This window comes from Mesorhizobium sp. M1B.F.Ca.ET.045.04.1.1 (assembly GCF_003952465.1).
Classification (GTDB): domain Bacteria; phylum Pseudomonadota; class Alphaproteobacteria; order Rhizobiales; family Rhizobiaceae; genus Mesorhizobium; species Mesorhizobium shonense.
In genome coordinates, this window is record NZ_CP034448.1 from 6,375,275 (window position 1) to 6,397,747 (window position 22,473).

18 protein-coding genes are annotated in these 22,473 nt (G+C 62.9%); 9 read left to right on the plus strand and 9 right to left on the minus strand.

From position 1 onward, the window contains the following. Positions 1-123: 123 nt before the first annotated feature. The 4 genes from EJ071_RS31815 to EJ071_RS31830 form a co-directional block, all read right to left on the minus strand. Complete coding sequence (locus tag EJ071_RS31815) at positions 124-2,586, minus strand: glycogen/starch/alpha-glucan phosphorylase (protein ID WP_126101387.1); 2,463 nt, start codon at positions 2,584-2,586, stop codon at positions 124-126. Between the two features lie 145 nt (positions 2,587-2,731). Then, a complete protein-coding gene (locus EJ071_RS31820; protein ID WP_126101388.1) occupies positions 2,732-3,514 on the minus strand; it encodes an ATP-binding cassette domain-containing protein in 783 nt (260 codons plus the stop codon). Positions 3,515-3,516: 2 nt separating this feature from the next. Further along, positions 3,517-4,581: an ABC transporter permease gene (locus EJ071_RS31825; RefSeq protein ID WP_126101389.1), complete on the minus strand. Its 1,065-nt coding sequence runs from the start codon at positions 4,579-4,581 to the stop codon at positions 3,517-3,519. A gap of 161 nt (positions 4,582-4,742) precedes the next feature. Continuing rightward, entirely contained in the window at positions 4,743-5,777 is a 1,035-nt protein-coding gene (locus tag EJ071_RS31830; protein ID WP_126101390.1) for a sugar ABC transporter substrate-binding protein, read from the minus strand. A gap of 210 nt (positions 5,778-5,987) precedes the next feature. On the opposite strand from EJ071_RS31830, the gene EJ071_RS31835 reads away from it, so the two are divergent. The 4 genes from EJ071_RS31835 (at position 5,988) to EJ071_RS31850 (ending at position 10,014) form a co-directional block, all read left to right on the plus strand. Beyond that, a complete protein-coding gene (locus EJ071_RS31835; RefSeq protein ID WP_126101391.1) occupies positions 5,988-7,214 on the plus strand; it encodes an ROK family transcriptional regulator in 1,227 nt (408 codons plus the stop codon). A 2-nt stretch (positions 7,215-7,216) separates the two neighbouring features. Continuing rightward, a complete protein-coding gene (locus tag EJ071_RS31840; protein WP_126101392.1) occupies positions 7,217-7,663 on the plus strand; it encodes an RbsD/FucU domain-containing protein in 447 nt (148 codons plus the stop codon). After that, complete coding sequence (locus EJ071_RS31845; protein ID WP_126101393.1) at positions 7,660-8,583, plus strand: carbohydrate kinase; 924 nt, start codon at positions 7,660-7,662, stop codon at positions 8,581-8,583. Before EJ071_RS31840 ends, EJ071_RS31845 begins: the two co-directional genes overlap by 4 nt. Positions 8,584-8,871: 288 nt before the next feature. Next, a complete protein-coding gene (locus EJ071_RS31850; RefSeq protein WP_126101394.1) occupies positions 8,872-10,014 on the plus strand; it encodes a DegT/DnrJ/EryC1/StrS aminotransferase family protein in 1,143 nt (380 codons plus the stop codon). A 162-nt stretch (positions 10,015-10,176) separates the two neighbouring features. On the opposite strand, the gene cysQ is transcribed toward EJ071_RS31850, so the two are convergent. From cysQ to cysD, 3 genes are read right to left on the minus strand one after another with little or no spacing between them, the layout of a single operon-like run. Then, positions 10,177-10,962: a 3'(2'),5'-bisphosphate nucleotidase CysQ gene (cysQ, locus tag EJ071_RS31855; RefSeq protein ID WP_189521584.1), complete on the minus strand. Its 786-nt coding sequence runs from the start codon at positions 10,960-10,962 to the stop codon at positions 10,177-10,179. A gap of 10 nt (positions 10,963-10,972) precedes the next feature. Beyond that, entirely contained in the window at positions 10,973-12,910 is a 1,938-nt protein-coding gene (cysN, locus tag EJ071_RS31860) for a sulfate adenylyltransferase subunit CysN (protein ID WP_145965085.1), read from the minus strand. A 2-nt stretch (positions 12,911-12,912) separates the two neighbouring features. After that, positions 12,913-13,818, minus strand: a complete 906-nt coding sequence (cysD, locus tag EJ071_RS31865) for a sulfate adenylyltransferase subunit CysD (protein ID WP_126101397.1) — start codon at positions 13,816-13,818, stop codon at positions 12,913-12,915. Between the two features lie 450 nt (positions 13,819-14,268). Between cysD and EJ071_RS31870 the strand changes: the two genes are divergently transcribed. Then, a complete protein-coding gene (locus EJ071_RS31870) occupies positions 14,269-15,561 on the plus strand; it encodes an O-antigen ligase (RefSeq protein WP_126101398.1) in 1,293 nt (430 codons plus the stop codon). Then, complete coding sequence (locus EJ071_RS31875) at positions 15,558-16,493, plus strand: NAD-dependent epimerase/dehydratase family protein (RefSeq protein WP_126101399.1); 936 nt, start codon at positions 15,558-15,560, stop codon at positions 16,491-16,493. Before EJ071_RS31870 ends, EJ071_RS31875 begins: the two co-directional genes overlap by 4 nt. Positions 16,494-16,553: 60 nt before the next feature. On the opposite strand, the gene EJ071_RS31880 is transcribed toward EJ071_RS31875, so the two are convergent. Further along, a complete protein-coding gene (locus EJ071_RS31880) occupies positions 16,554-17,051 on the minus strand; it encodes a sugar transferase (RefSeq protein WP_126102801.1) in 498 nt (165 codons plus the stop codon). Positions 17,052-17,134: 83 nt separating this feature from the next. Beyond that, positions 17,135-19,183, minus strand: a complete 2,049-nt coding sequence (locus EJ071_RS31885; RefSeq protein ID WP_189521310.1) for a nucleoside-diphosphate sugar epimerase/dehydratase — start codon at positions 19,181-19,183, stop codon at positions 17,135-17,137. Between the two features lie 691 nt (positions 19,184-19,874). Here EJ071_RS31885 and EJ071_RS31890 point away from each other — a divergent pair. The 3 genes from EJ071_RS31890 to EJ071_RS31900 are packed head-to-tail and all read left to right on the plus strand — an operon-like array spanning position 19,875 to position 22,452. Next, positions 19,875-20,582: a sugar phosphate nucleotidyltransferase gene (locus EJ071_RS31890; protein WP_126101400.1), complete on the plus strand. Its 708-nt coding sequence runs from the start codon at positions 19,875-19,877 to the stop codon at positions 20,580-20,582. Continuing rightward, positions 20,579-21,478 (plus strand): NAD(P)-dependent oxidoreductase, encoded by a 900-nt coding sequence (locus tag EJ071_RS31895; protein WP_189521311.1) that lies wholly within the window; start codon positions 20,579-20,581, stop codon positions 21,476-21,478. The genes EJ071_RS31890 and EJ071_RS31895 overlap by 4 nt, the downstream gene beginning before the upstream one ends. Then, a complete protein-coding gene (locus EJ071_RS31900; RefSeq protein WP_126101402.1) occupies positions 21,475-22,452 on the plus strand; it encodes a glycosyltransferase family 2 protein in 978 nt (325 codons plus the stop codon). The genes EJ071_RS31895 and EJ071_RS31900 overlap by 4 nt, the downstream gene beginning before the upstream one ends. The last annotated feature ends 21 nt before the right edge of the window (positions 22,453-22,473 follow it).

Sequence of the window (22,473 nt, forward strand, 5' to 3'; positions counted from 1 at the left end):
GCTATGCACTTTTGGGCGGCATGCACCGATCTTTGTTTTGGTGCATGCCGTGATCCCAAACCGCTGTGCACTTTTGGGCGGCATGCACCGGGGGCGCATCGTTCGTGGCCTCATGCAATCACATCAGGCAGGCACGTTCCAGATTTCTTTCGCATATTGGCGGATGGTGCGATCGGACGAGAACCAGCCAACGCGGGCGACGTTGCGGATGGCGCGTGCGTACCAGTCGGGGCTGTTGCGCCACACGGCATCGACCTCGCGCTGACAGGCAGCGTAGGAATCGAAATCGGCCGCCACCATGAACCAGTCGCTCTGATAGAGGCCGTTCATGAGATCGCGATAGCGGTCGGGATCGTCGGGCGAGAAGACGCCGGACGAGATCGCGGCTACCGCCTGGGCCAGCTCCGGCGAGGCCTCGATCACGCCGCGCGGATTGTAGCCATTGTTGCGCCGGTCTGCGACCTCGGCGGTGGTGAGACCGAAGATGAAGATGTTGTCGTCGCCGACATGCTCCTTGATCTCGACATTGGCGCCGTCGAGCGTGCCGATGGTCAGGGCGCCGTTCAGCGCGAACTTCATGTTGCCGGTGCCGGAGGCCTCCATGCCGGCGGTCGAGATCTGCTCGGAAAGATCGGCGGCCGGCATCATCAGCTCGGCCAGGCTGACATTGTAGTTCGGCACGAACACCACCTTCAGCAGGCCACGCACCGCCGGATCGCGGTTGATGACCCTGGCGACGTCGTTGGCCAGTTTGATGATCAGCTTGGCGTTGTGGTAGCTGGGCGCCGCCTTGCCGCCGAAGAATTTTACCCGCGGCATCCAGTCCCGCTCGGGATGCGAGCGGATCTGGTCGTAAAGCGAGATCGCCTCCAGGATGTTGAGCAGCTGGCGCTTGTATTCGTGGATGCGCTTGACCTGGATGTCGAACAGCGCCGACGGGTCGAGCTTGATGCCGAGCCGGTCGGCGACGAGGTTCGCAAGCCTCGCCTTGTTCTGCCGCTTCACGGCGGCAAACTTCTCTCGGAAAACGGCATCGTCGGCGAGAGGATCGAGATCCTTGATCGCCTCGATGTCGTCCATGAAGCGGCCGCCGATCGCCTCGCGGGCGAGCGCGGTCAGGCCGGGATTGCATTGGATCAGCCAGCGCCGCGGCGTGATGCCGTTGGTCTTGTTGTTGATGCGGTCCGGATAGAGCTTGTGGAGATCGGCGAACACCGTCTCCTTCATCAGCTCGGTGTGGAGCGCCGAGACGCCGTTGATCGAATGCGAGCCGACGAAGGCCAGATTGCCCATGCGCACGCGACGGTCGCCATTTTCCTGGATCAGTGAGATGCGAGCGATCTGCTCGCCGGAGAACTGATTGGTCGCGCGGGCCTCGAGCAGCACCTGCGCGTTGATGGCGTAGACGATCTGCATGTGGCGCGGCAGCAGCCGCTCGAACAGCGGCACCGGCCAGCTTTCCAGCGCTTCGGGAAGAAGCGTGTGGTTGGTGTAGGCGAAGGTGCGCGTGGTGATGTCCCAGGCGAGGTCGAAATCCATGCCGTGGACGTCCATCAAGAGCCGCATCAGCTCCGGCACGGCGACCGCGGGATGGGTGTCGTTCAAATGGATCGCTGCCTTGTCGGGCAGCGACTTCAGGTCGCCATACTGGCTGAGATGGCGCTGGACGATGTCCTGCAGCGAGGCGGTCGAGAAGAAATATTCCTGCCTCAGCCTCAGCTCCTGCCCGGCCATGTGCGAATCGGCAGGATAAAGCACGCGCGACAGCGCGTCGGCCTTGTTGCTTTCGGCGAGCGCGCCGATGTGGTCGCCGGCATTGAACTTGTCGAGCAGGATCGGGTCGATCGGCATGCCGGACCAGAGCCGCAGCGTGTTGACGCGCCTGGCGCGCCAGCCGGCCACAGGCGTATCATAGGCGACGGCCAGCACGTGCTCGGTCGGCTTCCAGACATGGCGTTCGAGCCGGCCGTCCTTGGAGGTGATCGATTCCACCGAGCCGCCGAAGCCGACCTCGAAGGAACGTTCGCGCCGCTCGAACTCCCACGGATTGCCATGGTCGAGCCAGGTTTCCGGCAGCTCGACCTGCCAGCCGTCATGGATCTCCTGGCGGAACATGCCGTTGGCATAGCGGATGCCGTAACCATGGGCAGGAATATCGACCGTCGCCATGCTTTCCATGAAGCAGGCTGCGAGCCGGCCGAGGCCGCCATTGCCAAGGGCTGCGTCCGGCTCGAGGCCGGCAATCAGGTCAAGGTCGACGCCGAGCGAGGCCAGCGCCTCACGCATGTTCTCCATCAGGCCGAGATTGGAGAAGGCGTCGCGCATCAGGCGCCCGATCAGGAATTCGAGCGACAAATAATAGACGCGCTTTTCCTGCTGGTCGTAGGCTTCCTTGGTCGCCTGGATCCAGTTATCGACGACGCGGTCGCGCACAACCTTGATCGAGGCGGTCAGCCAGTCATAGGGCGTGGCGACCGTGGTGTCCTTGCCGACCCGGTATTTGAGCGACATCAAGACTTCTTCGGCGAGCGTCTTGGGATCGGGATTGTCGAGAGCGGGGGCTTCGATGGTCATGGCGGATGTCATATCGCCTCTCGTTCGGTTGGCCTGATCATACCGGCTTTCACCGTTTCTCCTACCCCACTATGCCGCGCTGCAGCATATACTAAATCGATTTAGGCCGTGATGTCCATGAGGGGCTCCTTCGGCTGTTTACCGTGGTGGGTGGAGATCAGGCCGCCAGCGCATCCTCCGGCGGCTTCTTGGCGCCGGTCATGAGGGCGACGGCATCCGACATGGAAATCTGCTTGGGATCGACGACGCAAAGGCGCCGCCCAAGCCGGTGGATGTGGATGCGATCGGCAACCTCGAAGACATGCGGCATGTTGTGGGAGATGAGCACGATCGGCAGGCCGCGCTTCTTGACGTCGAGGATCAGCTCCAGCACGCGGCGGCTTTCCTTGACGCCGAGCGCTGCAGTCGGCTCGTCCATGATCACCACCTTCGAGCCGAAGGCTGCGGCGCGTGCAACCGCGACGCCCTGGCGCTGGCCGCCCGAGAGCGTTTCCACCGCCTGGCTGATGTTCTGGATGGTCATCAGGCCAAGCTCGGTCAGCTTGTCGCGGGCGCGCTTCTCCATCGCCGGACGGTCGAGCATGCGGAACCAGCTGCCGAGCGGGCCGGGCTTGCGGATCTCGCGGCCGAGGAACATGTTGTCGGCGATCGACAGCGCCGGTGACAGCGCCAGGTTCTGATAAACGGTCTCGATGCCGGCTTCGCGGGCCTCGATGGGTGATTTGAACTGGACCTGCTTGCCGTCCAGCTCGATCACCCCCTCGTCGGCATGCACAGCGCCGGAGATCGCCTTGATCAGCGTCGACTTGCCGGCGCCGTTATCGCCGATCACCGCCAGGATTTCGCCTGGATAGAGATCGAAGTCGCAGTTGTTGAGCGCGGTCACGCGGCCATAGCGCTTGGTGAGACCGCGCGCGGTGAGGACAGCCTGCTCAGTCATGGTTACACCGAAACCTTTCTGATCCACTGGTCGATCGCCACGGCGCCGATGATCAGGACGCCGGTGAGCAGCACTTTCCATTGCGGATCGGCACCCAGCATGTTGAGGCCCATCGAGACGACGCCGACGATCATGGCGCCGAACAGCGTGCCGAGGATCGATCCGCGGCCGCCGAAGAGCGAGATACCGCCGATCACCGTCGCGGTGATCGCCTGCAGATTGTAGTCGGTGACCGCGGCGGACGGCGAGATCGAGCCGTTGCGGCCGATCGAGACCCAGGCCGCGAAGGCGGCGATCAGGCCGGCAAGCGTGTAGACGGCCATAAGCACCTTCTTGGTCTGGATGCCGGAGAGCTTCGCCGCTTCCGGATCGTCGCCAACGGCGTAGACATGGCGGCCCCAGGCCGTGTGGTTGAGCACGTACCAGAGCAGCAGCACCAGCAGGACCATGGCAATGACACCGGCCGTCAGCACGGCGGAGCCGACCCTGAAGCTCAGCGCGAAGAAGTGCAGCAACGGCGCCTGGGCATCGACGTCAGCGTCGCGGATCGTCTCGTTGGCGGAATAAATGAAGTTCGTCGCCATGACGATGTTCCAGGTGCCGAGCGTGACGATGAAGGGCGGCAGCTTCATGTAAGCGACCAGCAGACCGTTGAGCAGGCCGCAGGCGCCGCCAGCGGCAAGCCCTACGACCACCGCGAGAAGGGTCGGCATTCCGTAGGTGAGGGCACAGTTGCCCATGATCACGGCTGAAATCACCATGATCACGCCGATCGAGAGATCGATGCCGGCGGTCAGGATGACCAGCGTCTGGGCGGCGCCCAGAATACCGACGATGGCGATCTGCTGCAGGATCAGCGTCAAAGTGTAGGACGAGAAGAAACGTCCGCCGATGGCAATGCCGAAGATGATGACCGACAGCACCAGCACGATCAGCGGCACCGCCGCCGGCGTGGAATGCAGGAAGTGCTGGGCGCGCTTGACGAACGACTTGCCGTGCTCCTCGAAGGCGGCGACATTTGTGTCGCTGCCTGAGAGTACTTTCTCGAATTCCTGAATCTGAGACATGTCTCCTCCCGTCTGTGCGGAGCCTGCTCACTGCCCCACACGCCGTCCACGCTATCCGGTCTGTCGCCAGGATTGTCAGCGCTTACGAAAGCGCATCGTCCACCCGATGCGGCCGGGGATCAAGCCCCCGGCCGCAAGGTTTGTTGCCGGTCAGGCCAGCATCAGCCCCAGCACTTGGCGAGGCCTTCCTTGGTGTCGATCGACTTCACACCGTTGGCCGGCTTGTCGGTCACGAGGTTGACGCCGGTGTCGAAGAAGTTCTTGCCTTCGGTCGGCTTCGGCTTGGTGCCGTCCTTGGCGAAGGCGGCGATCGCCTCGATGCCGAGTGCCGCCATCTGCAGCGGATATTGCTGCGAGGTCGCGCCAATCACGCCTTCGGTCACCGACTTCACGCCGGGGCAGCCGCCATCGACCGAGACGATCAGCACCTGCTTTTCGAGGCCGACGGCCTTGAGTGCCTGGTAGGCGCCGACGGCGGCGGGCTCGTTGATGGTGTGGATGACGTTGATGGTGTTGTCCTTCTGCAGGAGGTTCTCCATCGCCTTGCGGCCGCCTTCCTCGTTGCCGTTGGTGACGTCATGACCAACGATGCGCGGATCGTCCTCGTCGCCGATCTTGTTCGGGTCCTTCACGTCGATGCCGTAGCCCATCATGAAGCCCTGGTCGCGCAGCACGTCCACCGTCGGCTGCGACGGCGTCAGGTCGAGGAAGCCGATCTTGGCGTCCTTGGCCTTGTCGCCGAGCGTGGCGGCGGCCCAAGCACCGATCAGCTTGCCGGCCTCCAGATTGTCGGTGGCGAAAGTGGCGTCGGCGGCATCGATCGGATCGAGCGGCGTGTCGAGCGCGATCACCAGCAGGCCGGCGTCACGCGCCTTCTTCACCGTCGGCACGATGCCCTTGGTGTCGGAGGCGGTGATCAGGATGCCCTTGGCGCCGTCGGCGATGCAGCTTTCGATCGCCGCGACCTGGCTCTCGCTGTCGCCGTCGATCTTGCCGGCATAGGTCTTGAGGTCGACGCCGAGTTCTTTTGCCTTGGCGGTCGCGCCCTCCTTCATCTTGACGAAGAAGGGATTGGTGTCGGTCTTGGTGATCAGGCAGGCGCCGACGCCGGCGGCCGACGCGGACGAAGCGAATGCGAGCAGGCCCAGCCCGGCCGCCGCGAACACGGTGGACTTCAGCAGCGATTTCTTGGTCACGATTTCCTCCCAATGGAACCATTCCGGACGCCGGCCAACCCGGCGCCTCAAGCGCATCCAACCATTCTCCCAGCGTGGACGCCACCTCAAAAGACACCAGTCCAGCGCGTCTGTCAATAATTAAATCACTCTTATTTATTATTGACAGGCTTGCGCCGTTCACTCATTCTGAACGAAAAGCAGTGTGGGGAAACCGACGGGAGGAACAGGGTGGAGACCGGCATTGCGAGGCACGGTTCGCCCGAGGCTCTGGAGAGTCGCCTGCATCGCGGCACCAACCAGAGCGGTATGCGCGACCACAATGAACGGCTTGTGCTGTCGCTGGTGCGCCAGCATGGCAGCCTTGCCAAATCCGACATTGCGCGCATGACAGGGCTGTCGGCGCAGACAGTGTCGGTCATCATGCGCGAGCTCGAAGACGACAAGCTGCTCGTCCGCCAGGCGCCGCTGCGCGGCAAGATCGGCCAGCCGTCGATCCCGATGGCGCTCAACCCGGAAGGCGCCTTCTTCATCGGCCTCAAGATCGGCCGCCGCAGCGCCGAGCTGGTGCTGATCGACTTCCTCGGCAATGTGCGCGCGATGCTGCAGAATTCCTACCGCTATCCGGCGCCGCGCGAGACTGTCCAGTTCGTCACCGCGGGGATCGGAAAGATGCGCGGCGAACTGACGCCGGCGCAGGACAAGCGCATCGCCGGGCTCGGCATCGCCATGCCGTTTGAGCTCTGGAGCTGGGCCGACACCGCCGGCGCGCCGCGCGAGATCATGGACGAATGGCGCCACCGCGATATCCGTGCCGACATCCAGGCGCAGTGCGAATTTCCGGTCTATCTGCAGAACGACGCCACTTCCGCTTGCGGGGCGGAGCTCGTCTTCGGCCAGGCGGGTGCGGCGCGCGACTTCGTCTATTTCTACATCGGCGCCTTTGCCGGCGGCGGCATCGTGCTCAACGGCCGCCTGTTCGGCGGGCCGACCGGAAACGCAGGCGCGCTGGGCTCGATGCCGGTGCCCGGGCGGGACGGCAAGCCGACGCAGCTCATCGACGTCGCCTCGATCGCCATCCTGGAAAAGGCGCTCAGCGCCAAGGGCATCGACGGCTCATATCTTTGGACCTCACCGCAGGAATGGGGCGATATCGGCGCCGAGCTCGATGACTGGATCACCAGCGCGTCGCAGGCGCTGGCCTATGCGATCGTCGCCGCCTCCTCGGTCATCGATTTCGAAGCGGCGGTGATCGACGGCTGGATGCCGCTCGAGGTGCGGCGGCGGCTTGTCGATGCGGTCACGGATGCGATTGCCGGCATCGACGCCGAAGGATTGAAACTGCCCGTCGTACGCGAAGGAACGGTCGGCATCCATGCGCGGGCGCTGGGTGGCGCCAGCCTGCCGCTTTCCGAGCGCTTCCTGATCGGACCGACCACGATTTCCAGGAGCGCCTGACCATGCTGATCGGCATCCCGCCGCTGCTTGGCCCACAGCTTCTGGCGACGCTGCGAGCCATGGGCCATGGTGACGAGATCGCCATCGTCGACGGCAATTATCCCGCCGAGGAACAGGCGCGCAGGCTGATCCGCGCCGACGGCCACCACGTCATTCCGGTGCTCGATGCCGTTTTGAGCGTGCTTCCGGTGGACGAGACGGCGCCGGAGGCTTTGTTTCGCGCCTCGGTCAAAGGCGATCCGGTGCTCGCCGATCCCGTGCATCGTGAGATGGAAGCGGTCTGCGCGAGGCGCGCGCCGCGCCACAAGGTGATTGCGCTGGCCGGCGCCGACTTCTATGCACGGGTCAAGGCCGCGCACGCGATCGTCGCGACCAGCGAACCCAGGCTCTATGCCAACATCATCATCCGCAAGGGCGTGATCCAACCGCCGGAGACCGACAAGACATGATCCTTTGCTGTGGCGAAGCCCTGATCGACATGCTGCCGCGCACGACGACAGAAGGCGAAGCGGCCTTCGCGCCTTATGTCGGCGGCGCGGTGTTCAACAGCGCGATCGCGCTTGGGCGGCTCGGCGCCCCGGCGGGCTTCTTCTGCGGCCTTTCCTCCGACCTGTTCGGCGGCCAGCTCCGCGAGGCGCTCGGCGCAAGCAAGGTGAGCTCGACCTATGCCCACACCTCGCCAAAACCCACGACGCTCGCCTTCGTGCGGCTCACCAACGGCCAGGCGACCTACACCTTCTATGACGAGAACACCGCCGGGCGGATGCTGACCATCGAGGACCTGCCGAAGCTGGGCGCCGAGATCGAGGCGATGCTGTTCGGCGCCATCAGCCTGATTTCGGAACCTGCGGGATCCGCCTATGAGGAGTTCATGCGGCGCGAGCACAAGAGCCGGGTGATGATGCTCGACCCCAACATCCGGCCGAACTTCATCCCGGACAAGGCCAAGCATCTCAGACGCATCCGCGAGATGATGGCGATGGCCGACATCGTCAAGCTCTCGGACGAAGACCTCAACTGGTTCGACGAAGCAGGCTCGCATGAGGACGTCGTGCGCAACTGGCTGGACCGCGGGCCCAAGCTGATCGTCGTCACCCATGGCAGCGAAGGCGCGGTCGGCTATAGCCGGGAACACAAGGTCACGGTCGTGCCGCAGAAGGTGAAGGTGGTCGACACGGTCGGCGCCGGCGACACCTTCAATGCCGGCATCCTCGCCTCGCTGCATGAGCAGGGCCTGCTCACCAAGGCGGCGATCGGCGGCCTACCGGAGGACGCGATCCGCAAGGCGTTGGAGCTAGGCGCCAAGGCGGCCGCGGTGACGGTATCGCGGGCCGGCGCCAACCCGCCCTGGCGGCACGAAATCGCCTGATCGGCTGTCCACGAGGTCCTTCCCGACCAATCACTTTATGTTTCGAAAGGCCGGAACAGCGCGATAGAAGGCTCCGAGAATGCACCCGGAAGCCCGGATTTTCCTGCTTCTTCGGGCAATAGGCCGGCAAAAGACGGTAACAGGCTGCGACACTTGCGCAATTCGCCTCGGCCGTGGCCGGCTTTTTCAGCCGTGCCAAGTCTGGTACCAGCGGGCCGGTTATTGATAGCAGCGACGTGCGTCCATCCGGAAAGCACGCTCCAGCATTTTGAAGCCATTGAGGCCGACATGCAGTTTATTGATCTTGGCGCGCAGCGCGAACGAATCCGCGACCGGTTGAAGACCGCGATCGACCGAGTGGTCGAAGACGGCCGTTACATCCTCGGGCCCCAGGTCACCGAATTCGAGAACAAGCTCGCGGCTTACGTCGGCGTCAAGCATGTGGTGGCCTGCGCCAACGGCACCGATGCGCTGCTTCTGCCGCTGTTTGCCGCCGGCATCGGCCCGGGCGACGCCGTGTTCGTGCCGAGCTTCACCTTCGCCGCGACGGCCGAAGTGGTGGCGCTCGCCAAGGCCGAACCGGTCTTCGTCGACGTCGATCCCGACACCTACAACATCGACATCGCCAGCCTCGAGGCGGCGATCGAGATGATCAAGAAGGAAGGCCGCTTGACGCCGAAGGCGATCATCCCGGTCGACCTGTTCGGGCTTTGCGCCGACTACGAGGCGATCATGGCGATCGCCAAGCGCGAAAACCTGCTGGTGATCGAGGACGCGGCCCAGTCGATGGGCGGCTCCGCCGACGGCAAAATGTGCGGCGCCTTCGGCCATGTCGGCTCGACCAGCTTTTACCCGGCGAAGCCCCTCGGCTGCTATGGCGACGGCGGCGCGATGTTCACCAATGACGCTGCGCTGGCCGACAAGCTCAGATCCTTCGCCTTCCACGGCAAGGGCGAGACGCAATACGACAACGTCCGCGTCGGCATCAATTCGCGCCTCGACACGCTGCAGGCGGCGATCCTGATCGAGAAGCTCGCCATCCTCGAGGAAGAGATGGTGGCCCGCCAAGCAGTCGCCGACCGCTATGCCAAAGGGCTTGGCGACATCGTCAAGGCATCGCGCAACCTCGGCCACGGCCGCTCGGCCTGGGCGCAATACGCCATCGAGACGCCGAAGCGCGACGGGCTGAAGGCCCATCTCGGCGAAAAGGGCATCCCGTCGGTCATCTACTATGTGAAGCCGCTGCATGAGCAGGTCGCCTATCGCGACTATCCGCGCACGCCGGCCGGCCTCGCCGTTTCGGAAAAGCTGCCGAAACAGATCCTGTGCCTGCCGATGCACGCCTATCTGAGCGAAGCCAACCAGGACCGGATCATCGAGGTGATCCGCAACTATATCGGCTCGAACTCCGCGCACGTCGCGGCGGCTTGATGATCTCCCCCTTGAGGGGGAGATGGCCGGCAGGCCAGAGGGGGTCGCTGCGCGTGAAGCGCCGACTTCGTTTTCAGCGCGACGGCTGCACGAATGGCGTCGCGCCAGTTGAGGCGACCCCCTCTGTCGCCTTCGGCGACATCTCCCCCTCAAGGGGGGAGATTAAACAGCAACGCTCTTGCCCGTAGCAATGAAATGCGGGTTGGCGAAATCGGTGTCGCTGGCCTGGTTGCGCTTGCCGTAGACGAGCGGCTCGCCATCCAGCGTGCGCGTCATGCCGCCGGCGGCGCGCAGCACCGCATCGCCGGCCGCGGTGTCCCATTCCATAGTGCGGCCGAAACGCGGATAGACGTCGGCCTCGGCGGCGGCGAGCAGGCAGAATTTCAGCGACGAGCCTATGGAGACGATCTCGGCGGCGCCGAGATCGCGGATGAAGGCGTCGGTCTCCGGCGTGTTGTGCGAGCGGCTGGCGACGACGGCGAGCGGCGTGCCCGATGCCCGCACGGCAATCGGCCGTCGGCCGACAATGCGATAGTCGCCATCCACTTCGATCGCTTCCGCCTTGCCCGGCCGGCCGGAGAAAAAACGCCCGGTGCAAGGCGCGAAGACGACGCCGACTTCCGGCACGCCATGGCGCACGAGCGCGATGTTGACGGTGAAATCGGTGCGGCGGTTGACGAATTCCTTGGTGCCGTCGAGCGGATCGATCAGGAAGAAAGCGCCGCCGAGGTCGGGGGTGGCGATGCCCGCCGCAACCTCCTCCTCGGCCACGCAAGGGATGTCAGGATAAGCGGAGCGCAGGCCGGCGAGGATGATCTTCTCGCTTTCGCGATCGGCTTCGGTCACTGGCGAAGAATCGGACTTCTTGTCGACCGCGCAGCCCTCGTGGAAGACGCGCATGACCTCGCGCCCGGCGTCTAACGCCAGGCGCTCGAAGACCCCGAGCATGGCCTCGTCGTCAGATACCGCCGCCACTGTCATACTGCTCTTCGGCAATGTCGCGCTCGTTCAGCCAGTGTTCCAGGGCTTCCGCCATCTCCTGCGGGCTCTTGCCGAGAGTCTCGAGGTGGATTTCGGGATTCTCCGGCGCCTCATAGGGGGAATCGACGCCGGTGAAATTCTTGATCTCGCCGCTCAATGCGCGCGCGTAAAGGCCCTTCGGGTCACGGCGGGCGCATTCCTCGAACGGCGTGTCGACGAACACTTCGACGAACTCGCCCTCGCCCATCAGCTCACGCGCCATGCGCCGCTCGGCGCTGAAGGGCGAGATGAAGGAGACGATGACGATCAGGCCGGCATCGGCCATCAGCTTCGCCACCTCGGCAACGCGGCGGATGTTCTCGACGCGATCGGCGTCGGTGAAGCCGAGATCGCGGTTGAGGCCGTGGCGGACATTGTCGCCGTCGAGAATATAGGTGTGACGGCCGGACGCGAACAGCTTCTTCTCGAAGAGATTTGCGATGGTCGACTTGCCCGAGCCGGACAGGCCGGTGAACCAGAACACGGCCGAGCGCTGGTTCTTCAGGTCGCTGCGGCCGCGCTTGCCGACATCGAGCGACTGCCAGTGGATGTTTTCGGCACGGCGCAGCGAATGCAGGATCATACCGGCGCCGACGGTGGCATTGCTGATGCGATCGATCAGGATGAAGGCGCCGGCGGTGCGGTTCTCGGCGAAGGGATCGAAGGCGATCGGCGCCCGCGTCGAGAGATTGCAGACGCCGACCTCGTTGAGGTCGAGCGACTTCGCCGCCTCGTGCGCGAAATCGTTGACGTTGACCCGGTACTTCAGTTCGGTGACGGTGGCGCTGACCTGGTCGGTTTCAGTTCGCAGGATATAGGAACGGCCCGGCAGCAGCGCCTGTTCGTCGAACCAGACGATGTTGGCGGCGAACTGGTCGGCGACCTGCGGACGCATCGCGGGCGACACCAGCATGTTGCCGCGCGACACCTCGACCTCGTCCTCCAGGACGAGCGTGATGGCCTGGCCGGCAACCGCCCGCTCAAGATCGCCCCCATGCGCGACGATGCGCTTGACGCGGGAGGCCCTGCCCGACTTGGCGACCACGACCTCGTCACCTTCAGAAACCGTGCCCGAGGCGATGGTGCCGGCAAAGCCGCGAAAATCGAGGTTCGGACGGTTTACATACTGGACCGGGAAGCGGAACGGCAGTTCGACGGCCGCCTCGTCGACCGACACGGCTTCCAGGTGCTCGATCAGCGACGGCCCGGAATACCAGGGTGTGCTCTCGGAGCGCGTGGTGACGTTGTCGCCAAAACGCGCCGACATCGGGATCGGCATGATGCTTGTGAAGCCCAGCCCTTTCGCGAAGTCAGTGTAATCCGCCACGATGCTGTCGAAGACGGTCTTGTCGAAGCCGACGAGGTCGATCTTGTTGACGGCAAGCACGATGTGCCGGATGCCGAGCAGCGAAGCGATGATCGAATGGCGGCGCGTCTGGCGCAGAACGCCCTGGCGCGCGTCGATCAGCACGATGGCAAGATCGGCGGTCGAGGCGCCGGTCGCCATGTTGCGCGTGTACTGCTCGTGGCCGGGCGTGTCGGCTACGATGAACTTGCGCTTCGGCGTGGCGAAGAAGCGGTAGGCGACGTCGATGGTGATGCCCTGCTCGCGCTCGGCCTCCAGCCCGTCGACCAGGAGCGCGAAGTCGACGTCTTCGCCGGTGGTGCCGTGCTTGCGCGAATCGCGCTCGAGCGCGGCGAGCTGGTCCTCGAAAATCTGCTTGGTGTCGGAAAGCAGCCGGCCGATCAGCGTCGACTTGCCGTCGTCGACCGAGCCACAGGTGAGGAAGCGCAGTAGCGACTTCTTTTCCTGCGCGGTCATGTAGTCGCGGATCGAGTCGGTCGGGGCGAGGCTCTTGGCCAGGATGTGACGCATGCTCAGAAATACCCCTCGCGCTTCTTTTTTTCCATGGAGCCGGCCTCGTCGCGGTCGATGAGGCGGCCCTGGCGCTCGGATGTGCGGGCGGTCAGCATCTCGCCGACAATGGCTTCCAGCGTATCGGCATCCGATTCGATGGCACCCGTCAGCGGATAGCAGCCCAGCGTGCGGAAGCGCACGAGACGGTTCTCGACCGTTTCGCCGGGGCGCAGTTGCATGCGATCGTCATCCTTCATGATGAGCATGCCGTCGCGTTCGACAACCGGCCGTTCCTTGGCGAAATAGAGCGGCACGATCGGGATATTTTCCTGCAAAATATACTGCCAGATGTCGAGCTCGGTCCAGTTGGACAGCGGAAAGACGCGGATCGACTCGCCCGGCGCGATGCGGGTGTTGAAGATCTTCCACATTTCCGGCCGCTGGTTCTTCGGGTCCCAGGCATGCTGCGCGTTGCGGAAGGAAAAGATACGCTCCTTGGCGCGCGACTTCTCCTCGTCACGGCGGGCGCCGCCGAAGGCCGCGTCGAAGCCGTATTTGTCGAGCGCCTGGCGCAGCGCTACCGTCTTCATCACATGGGTGTGGGTGTTGGAGCCGTGATCGAACGGATTGATGTTGTCGCGTACGCCGTCCTCGTTGACATGGACGAGCAGGTCGAAGCCTAGCTTCTGCGCCATCTGGTCGCGAAAGGCGATCATCTCGCGGAACTTCCAGGTCGTGTCGACATGCAGGAAGGGAAATGGCGGCTTGGCCGGATAGAAGGCCTTCATGGCCAGATGCATCAGCACCGAGGAATCCTTGCCGACCGAATAGAGCATCACCGGCTTGGAGAACGAGGCCGCAACCTCGCGGAAGATGTGGATGGATTCGGCCTCGAGCCGCTGCAGATGGGTGAGCGCGATGTTCATGGACTGTTGAGCGTTCTTTCGTGCCTGGCCAGAACCTTGCTGCAGGCGATTGGCGCGGTTTCCCTCAAACAGCCCGTCAAGCCCTGGACATTCTGGCGGGCGTTCTAGCAGATCGCCATTATCCATAACAATGCAAGACGCGCGCCGGGCACTGCGGTTCGGGAATGAATTTTCCAAGTAAGCCAGATTAGACGGAAAATCCTCCCAGACAAGCTGAGCAATGGAGAGGCGCCGAACAAACCTGTTGCCTCGATCGGCTAGATTGACTTTCCAACGGCTTTCGACCACGTCGGCGATTTTTGACTGAACATCCTTCGGCCGCCCTATCGGAGATCGGCGCCAGACGCTATACCGGCGCGGGAAACGGGGCGAGGCGCGACAGAACGGGGTCGAGGGCAACTGCCACCGCCGCGGGTCTGCGCACAACCTGGAAGATTGCGAAGCAAGGCATTGAACCCGTTTACATCGCTCCGGCGCCACCTCGCGCCGAAACAGATCAACATCTACTTCTCGATCATCTGCTTCTTCTCGCCGCCTGTGCTGGGATCGGTGGTGAGCTTCGTCTTCAACGGCGGCGGGCTGTGGTCCGTTTTCCTGCTCGCCTTCGGGCGGCGGCGATTCAACATCGACGGGCCGATGCTCGCCATGACGGTGGCGATCTATGCCTATTGCGTGGCCATGGTCCTCGCTTCGATCGTCAACGGTGCGCTCGGGGCGGATCTGAAATACTTCCTGCCGCTGATCACCTTTCTGTTCTTCCCGTTTTCCTATTCGACCTGGAGCATCACTGACAAGCTCACCCTTGCGCGCATAGCCGTGCTTGCAAGTGCCGCGGCATGTTGCGGCGCGCTGGCGATCGCCGTCGTTCAGTATCACTGGGTCGGCATGCGGGCCGAGGGCGGCGCCGGAAATGCGATCGTGTTCGCGACGGTCACCTGTCTTGCCGCCATGATGTGCCTTGCCGGCGCGCTCTCAGGGATCGTGAAGGGCTGGAAGGCGCTCGCCGGTGCGGCGCTCGCTGGGGTGGCGGCGATCCTCCTTTCCGGATCGCGCATCATCTGGGTTGCCCTGCCGATCGCCGCCATCGCCGTCCTGCTGATCAACCGCCGCCGCTTCGCCGGCGCCAATCTGACGCGTTTGGCTTTGATCGCAGGTGCGGCCTGCCTGCTCGTCGCGGCCATCGGCTTCCCCGTCATCATGGACCGCGCCGACTTCCTGTTCAGCGACTTGGACGCATTGACGACCAAGGGCGATCACTCGACTGCGATCGGCCTGCGCGTGGCGATGTGGGAGATCGGGGTCGGCGCTTTCCGTGAGATGCCGATTTTCGGCCACGGCATCTCGGGCAGCCGGGCGCTGATGAAACAGGGTTTCCACGATCAATTCGGCATGACCGCAGGTTACAACCACTATCACGACGGCTTTCTGACCGCGGCGGTGCAGGCCGGTTTGTTGGGAGCGCTGTCCCTCGCGGCCATATTCGTGGTCGCAGCCCGGAATGCGGCAAAGACGCTGCGCCTCAGCGCCGACCCGGCGGAATGGTTCGGCGCAACGATGATCATCGTCACGGTCATCACCTATCTCATCGGTGGACTGACCGGCATCCTGGTCGGCCAGGACCTTCTCGATTCGACGCTGATGGTATTCCTAGTTTCCGGAACCTACCTGGCTTGCGGACGAACGGTGTCGCCGATCGCCGAGAGCGCCGCCGCCACTTCATCGGCCGCCGGCCAGCGATCATGAAGGTGCTGGTCACCGGCGCGACCGGGCTGATCGGACGCCAGGTGATCGACCGGCTGCGCCAGGCCAGATTCGACATACGCATCGTTTCCCGCCAGCCAGAAAGACTGCCGGCAGCCGGCGATGCGCTTCCGCTGCCCGGCACAGATGCACCGGACGCGGCCTTCCTGGCGCTGATGCGCGATGTGAGTCACGTCGTCCACTGCGCAGCGCTGAACAACGACCGGGACGCCGGCGAAGCAGACTATCGTGCCACCAATGCGACGCTGACCGGGCGACTGGCCAAGGCAGCGGCCGCATCAACCGGCGTGCGCTTCATCTATCTTTCCTCGATCCGGGCCGTGGCCGGTCCCGGCTTCAGCGGCACGATCGATGAGGCGACGCCCCCTGCCCCGCAATGCGCCTATGGCCGCTCCAAGCGCGAAGGCGAGATCAGGATACTCGAGGCTTACGCCGGACGGCCGGATGCCACGGCGCTGCGCCTGCCGCCCGTCTACGGCGAGGGCATGAGGGGCAGCATGGCGGAGCTGATGCGGCTTGCCGACACGGGCCTGCCGCTGCCGGCCGGCGCGCTTGCGGGTGTGCGTTCGCTGATCTCTTCCGAGACGGCCGCAGGCGCGGTGCTGCATCTTCTGAACCACCGGGGACCGCTCCGCCCAGCCTATGTCGCGGGCAATGCTGCCCCTCTTGCGATGTCGCAAATCATCACCGCGGCCCGGCAGGGTTTCGGCCGCCCGCAGCGCCTTGTTCCGGTGCCAGCGCTGCCGCTGCGGCTGGCGACAACGCTGCTTGGCAGGCCGGCTTCATGGCAGGCCCTGACCGCGACCCAGATCTGCGATTCGTCGCTGCTCGTGTCGGAAGGCTGGACGGCGGAAACCGATACCGTCGACCGGCTTCGCGAATTGGCGCGTCGGTTAAAGCGCAGCGCGCCTTAAATTTTCATTTCGATGCATGTCGTTGTCCCAAGACCTCTACACACTTTTGGGCGACATGCATTAGGCACGGTAGAACGTGCCCGCCAATATGCGCAGATCGAGGCCGATCGAAGCGGCCTTCAGGTAGGCCGCGTCGGTCTCGGCGCAGAGCTTTGGGTCGGACATGTCGATGCCCTTGATCTGCGCCAGCCCGGTGATGCCCGGAAGTGCTGCCAGCACACCCAGCCGTTGCCGGTACCCGATCAGTTCCGCCTGCGTCGGCAGGCATGGCCGGGGGCCGACAAGGCTCATCTCGCCTTTGAGCACGTTCCAGAGCTGCGGCAGTTCGTCGATCTTGGTCCGGCGCAGCAGCTTGCCGACCGCGGTGACCGAACTGACCGGCGCCTCATGCGTGGGCAAGGACGGGGTGTCGCGATGCATGGTGCGCAGCTTGTGGCAGGCAAAGACAGCGCCTCCGCGCCCGAGGCGCGGCTGCGAGAAGATGGCCGGCCCGGGCGATGTCGCCCTGATCGCCAGCATGGCGGTGAGCACGACAGGCGACGTCACCGCCAGCATCATGGTCGCGACAGTCAGGTCGAAAGCCCGCTTTGTCGTCACGGCTCAGATCCGGCGCCAATGCAGCGCATTTTGCGCAACATCTATTAGCCGATCTGTCCGGCCGTTTTCGGCACCGCGTGCTCGCGCGGCGCGCCGCCGATGCCTTCCTCCGCCCGGTAGAGCCCGGCTAGGATCGCAAGCGCGGCAGCCTTGTCCCGATCCCGCATGGCGGCCACCAGCGCCGGCAGCGCGGCCTCGATCCTCGGCCATTCCACGACGTCGGTCCTGAGGCCGAAGATCTTAGCGGTGTCGAGCTTGACGACCTCTTCGTTCTCGCCATGCAGCGTCTCGTGCAGCTTCTCGCCGGGCCTGATGCCGGTGAAGCGGATCGCAATGTCGGTGTAGGGGCTTTTGCCGGCCATGCGGATCATGGTCTCGGCGACTTCGAGGATCGGCACGGGCTTGCCCATGTCGAGCATGTAGATGGCGTAGTCGTCCCTGCCCTGGCGCTGCTCGGCATCGGCGGCCGACATGATGACGAGGTCGACCGCCTCGGCAACCGTCATGAAATAGCGTGTCATCCGGCGGTCGGTGATGGTGACCGGCCCGCCGGCCTTGATCTGCGCCTGGAAGATGGTCGCCACCGAGCCGTTGGAACCGAAGACGTTGCCGAAGCGCACGGCGATGAATTTGGTGCCGGGACGATGCGCGCCCACGTGATGGACGTGATGCGCGCCGGCCTGGTGCCCGTTCAACTCCCCGGCATGGAATGGCGCGGCGTGGGTTTCATGCAGCGAGGAGACGATCTGCTCAGCCGCGCGCTTGGTGACGCCGAGCACCGAGGTCGGGTCGACGGCCTTGTCGCTGGAAATCAGCAGGAACTGCGGCACGCCGCATTCGGCCGCGACCTCGGCGCAGGCGAGCGTGCCGAAGACATTCGTCTCGATCGCCGCTTCCCAGTTCTCTTCCAAGAGCGGCACGTGCTTCAGCGCCGCGGCGTGAAAGAGGATGGCGGGCTTGAACTCGCTGACGAGGTGCATCATGTGCGGCTTGTCGGTGACGTCGACGATGCGGCTGGTCAGGCGGCCGCGGTCTTTTTCGTCGATCAGCTGATCGAGCTGGAAAATGCCGAACTCGGAATTGTCGGCCACCAGCACCGCCTCGGCGCCGAGCTCCAGCGCGCGCTTGACCAGGATGCGACCGATGGAGCCGGCGCCGCCGGTGACCAGCACGCGCTTGCCGCCGACGAAGGCGCTGATGCGCGCCGTGTCGGTGGCGACCGCCGAACGGCGCATGATGGTTTCCATCTCGACGGCATCGAGAACCAGCTTGCCGCCCTGCCCCAGCTCCGAAAGGCCGGAAAACTGGACGACGGCGATGCCGCTGTGGCGGGCGACGCGAACCAGCTCGGCATAGTCCTCGATCTCGCGCTCGACCCCGTTGCCGAAGATCAAAAGGTCGAGGTTTTCCGTGCCCTTGACATATTCCTCCAGCACCTCGACCAGCCGCGGCCGGAGCGCCACGACCGGGACGCCCTGGATCTGCGTGCCGAGCGGCGCATCGCTCTCGGTCGCCATGATGCCGGCGATGGCGTATTCGACCGGCGCTGACGTGCGCGTGAAGCGCACGATCACGTCGGCCTCGCTCAACCGGCCGATAAACAGCGCCTGCTTGATCGAAGCGTCGCTGGCGGCGCGGCGCAGGATGCGCCAGGACGCGCCGTCACGAAGAAAGCGATAGTAGAGCCTGGGCGCCGAAATGATGGTGAAGGAAACCAGGAAGAAGACGATGAACTGGCGCTCGTTGAGGCCGGCGACCGGCTGATAGAAGGAACGGAAGGCAACCGCGGCCAGATAGAGGACGATAGTCAGGCTGCCGCAGCCCTTCAGGATGTTGAAGAAGTCGGGCGTGGAGGCAAAGCGCCAAACGGTGCTGTAGAGGCCGCTAGCGCGGAACAACAGATGGGCTGCGAGCACGATGACCGCCCAACAGACCAGCCCGCCGGAGGAGAACGCATCGAACGAAAGCCGCGACTGCGAGAGCGTGAGGCTGAGCGTCACCGCGATCAGGACCATGATCAAGTCCTGAACCATGATGATGGCGCGCCGCATCTTCGGTCGGATTCCCGATACGGCTTCTACATAGGCGGTCATTGGGTAGTACTGAACTCCAGGCGCGGGAATACTATCAGAACGGCGCAGGATCGACCATTGTCCGCAACCACTCTGAATTGCAAATACCCGACCCCATCACCCGCCTACCGCATTAGCGCGGAGTTGGGTGGATCGCCAGATGTTTTTTGGGGCCATTTTGATCTAGACCACGTCGCGAGGTCGGATCAGGGAGAATTGATATCAAATTCTCCGACTATGACATCAATGCCCTTGCGACTGGGCTGCCAAACTCGCTTTCCGGATGGAACGATGGGCGTCAAACGACATCTGAAGGAGCACAACCGTGGCCAAGAAGGAACGTTGATGCGCAAAAGCATCACAACGGAGCTTCCAACGTGCGGTTTTCCGCTACTGCGTCGCGCCACCCACAGAGCCCGCTATCCGGCCCGAGCTTGCACTTCCATTTATGGCAAAGCTGATTGCAGATGAACAATGCTAGCAAGAGCTGGACGGGTGAACTGAATCAAGAAAGGCCTTTACCGGGCGCTACCGACCAGCAAGTTCACGATCATGATGGAGCCTCCAATCGCTATGACCGTCTCTTCGTCTCCCCGGTATGGAGGCAACCTTGCCAGTAGGGATCAGACGATATAGACCGCGCCGGAATTCGCAGTCTGCAGGGATCGCTCTGTTGGAATTGCGGAGGGTCTAGGATTGCAGAGGGACGCGGATGGCAAGAGCTGTAATTTTGGCGGGGGGGCGTGGCACCCGACTGCGGCCTTACACCGTATCATTGCCAAAGCCTTTGATGCCGATCGTCGATACTCCGATCTTGGAGATTATCGTCCGGCAGCTTGCCCGAAGCGGTTTTGATCACTTGACTTTCGCCGTCAATCATCAGGCCGACATCCTGCGCGCTTACTTTGGCGATGGTTCGAAATGGGGGGTCGAGATTGATTACTCGCTGGAAACCCGCCCTCTAGGGACAATGGCTCCATTGAGGCTCATCCCTGATTTGCCCGAGAACTTTCTTGTGATGAATGGGGACATTCTGACCGACATGGACTATGGCGCATTCTATCGGCAGCACGTTGAAGATCGCTCCCTGTTCATGATATCCGCCGCGAGGCGAGAGCAGCGGATTGATTACGGCGTCTTGCATGTACGGGAGTCCGGAGAACTCCGTGGTTTCGAGGAAAAGCCCAGCATTCCCTATCTGGTGAGTATGGGCGTCTATTGCTTGAACCATTCCGTGATTGCCAGAATTCCCGAGGATCAACCGTACGGTTTTGATGATCTCGTCCTCCGGTTCCTGGCATCCGACCTGCCGATAGCTGTCCGGCAACATGAGGGCTACTGGTTGGATATCGGCCGGCCGGAAGACTATCAAAAGGCCACAGAGGACTGGCCCAATTTGTCAAAGGTGCTCGACTTGTGATCACAAGCGTCCCGCAGTCCAGTGTCGAGCCGGCACGCAGATGGAAGCGCGTCGCCGTAACGGGTGCCAGCGGTTTTGTCGGCAGTCACCTCGTCCAACGGCTACAAACGGCAGGCGTGGAGGTACTCGAACTCTCGCGCAGTCGGGGTTTCGACGTCTGCCGCGACGAATTGCCGTTGGAGGGAGTGGACAGGATATTCCATTTGGCTGGATTGACTGGCGTGCCCAGTGCTTGGGAGCAGCCGCTCAACTTCTTCGAGACGAACGCGTTGGGCACGATGCGCGTGCTCGATCAGTGCCGGCGACATGGCTGCGCCATTACGTTTCTCAGCGCTTACATTTATGGCCTGCCCCGGCATCTGCCGATTGCCGAGGATCACCCTGTCAGCGCCAACAATCCGTATGCTTTTTCGAAGCGGATCGCCGAGGAGGTTTGTGACTTCTTCGTTCAATACTACGGCGTATCCTGTGTCACACTCCGGCTCTTTAATACATATGGCCCTCTACAAAGCCCCGATTTTCTCGTGCCTTTCATAGTGGGGCAAATACTCGATCGTGGGCAACCAACTGTCGAGGTAAAAGACTTGGCGCCAAAGCGGGACTACATCTATATCGATGACGTGATCGATGCGATCTTGGCGACCTCAACCGCACCGTCAGGCTCCGTTTTCAACATCGGCAGCGGTTTTGCTTACTCGGTCGAGGAGATCATACAGGCGGCCATGGCGGCCGCTGGGGTGGAGAAGCCGTACCGATCGATCGAGCAGCGGCGGAGAAACGAAATCGACTGCGTCGTAGCGGATACTACTGCGTTGAGATCTGCCACCGGCTGGGAACCGCATATATCTCTCGTAACTGGTCTGCGGAAGCTAATTGAGAGTATGGGGCAGCCATGAAAAGAATCGACATAATCTGTCCGGTATTCCGGGAAGAAGAGGCGATCAGCTCATTTCATGAGCGGCTGATGGACGTGCTGAACTGCCATGGAGGCGACCATCGATTTCGCGTGCGATATGTGCTTGACCCTTCAGGCGATCGGACAGAGGCCATTTTGAAAGCGATCGCAGAGGCTGACGAGCGCATTGAACTTCTCGTCATGTCGCGGAGATTTGGACATCAAGCTGCGTTGGTGGCAGGGATAGACTGCAGCGAAGCCGAAGCGGTGATCATGCTTGATAGCGACCTTCAGCATCCGCCCGAGCTTATCCCAGACCTCATTCGGCGATGGGCGGACGGAGCCGATATTGTTCAGACCCTACGTCAAGACCCCGGCGAAATACATATGCTGAAAAGGACGACATCGCGCTGGTTCTATAGGTTGTTCCAAAAGCTGGGCGGCGTCGGATTGCAAGTCGGCGCGGCGGACTACCGACTGCTGTCACGCCGTGTTGTCGAGATCTTCCGAAACGAGGTTCGCGAACATAATCCTTTCCTGCGCGGACTGGTCGGATGGGTCGGATTCCGGGTTGACTATGTTCCGTTTGTGCCGGCCGTTCGCACCCAGGGCCAATCAAAATATCGCCTCTCCACGTTGCTCAATTTCGCGCTAAATGGCGTCTGTTCCTTTTCAAAGGTACCTCTGCGCTTTTGCGTTGGCGCCGGATTGATATTGTCGGTGCTGAGCCTGATCGTAGGTGCACTCCAAATCGCTTTTTACTTCACGAAAACGGTGGATGTCCCAGGATGGAGCTCTTTGTTTGCTGCCGTTATCTTTATCGGTGGAGTTCAACTTTTTTTCCTTGGAGTCCTTGGAGAGTACATTAGCTTGATATTCGACGAAGTGAAGAATCGTCCTCGTTATATTGTCTCGCGACATATTGGCCGCGTATCTGGCTTCGATTCAGCTGCCGTCGGCGACCGCCATGGCTAATGTGACATCAAGGACTCTCAT

Bases quoted from the DNA above. Each gene is read 5' to 3' on its own strand.
- EJ071_RS31815 (WP_126101387.1), bottom strand. From the start codon at position 2,586: ATGACATCCGCCATGACCATCGAAGCCCCCGCTCTCGACAATCCCGAT.
- EJ071_RS31820 (WP_126101388.1), bottom strand. From the start codon at position 3,514: ATGACTGAGCAGGCTGTCCTCACCGCGCGCGGTCTCACCAAGCGCTAT.
- EJ071_RS31825 (WP_126101389.1), bottom strand. From the start codon at position 4,581: ATGTCTCAGATTCAGGAATTCGAGAAAGTACTCTCAGGCAGCGACACA.
- EJ071_RS31840 (WP_126101392.1), top strand. From the start codon at position 7,217: ATGCTGATCGGCATCCCGCCGCTGCTTGGCCCACAGCTTCTGGCGACG.
- EJ071_RS31845 (WP_126101393.1), top strand. From the start codon at position 7,660: ATGATCCTTTGCTGTGGCGAAGCCCTGATCGACATGCTGCCGCGCACG.
- EJ071_RS31850 (WP_126101394.1), top strand. From the start codon at position 8,872: ATGCAGTTTATTGATCTTGGCGCGCAGCGCGAACGAATCCGCGACCGG.
- cysQ (WP_189521584.1), bottom strand. From the start codon at position 10,962: ATGCTCGGGGTCTTCGAGCGCCTGGCGTTAGACGCCGGGCGCGAGGTC.
- cysN (WP_145965085.1), bottom strand. From the start codon at position 12,910: ATGCGTCACATCCTGGCCAAGAGCCTCGCCCCGACCGACTCGATCCGC.
- cysD (WP_126101397.1), bottom strand. From the start codon at position 13,818: ATGAACATCGCGCTCACCCATCTGCAGCGGCTCGAGGCCGAATCCATC.
- EJ071_RS31875 (WP_126101399.1), top strand. From the start codon at position 15,558: ATGAAGGTGCTGGTCACCGGCGCGACCGGGCTGATCGGACGCCAGGTG.
- EJ071_RS31880 (WP_126102801.1), bottom strand. From the start codon at position 17,051: ATGATGCTGGCGGTGACGTCGCCTGTCGTGCTCACCGCCATGCTGGCG.
- EJ071_RS31885 (WP_189521310.1), bottom strand. From the start codon at position 19,183: ATGACCGCCTATGTAGAAGCCGTATCGGGAATCCGACCGAAGATGCGG.
- EJ071_RS31890 (WP_126101400.1), top strand. From the start codon at position 19,875: ATGGCAAGAGCTGTAATTTTGGCGGGGGGGCGTGGCACCCGACTGCGG.
- EJ071_RS31900 (WP_126101402.1), top strand. From the start codon at position 21,475: ATGAAAAGAATCGACATAATCTGTCCGGTATTCCGGGAAGAAGAGGCG.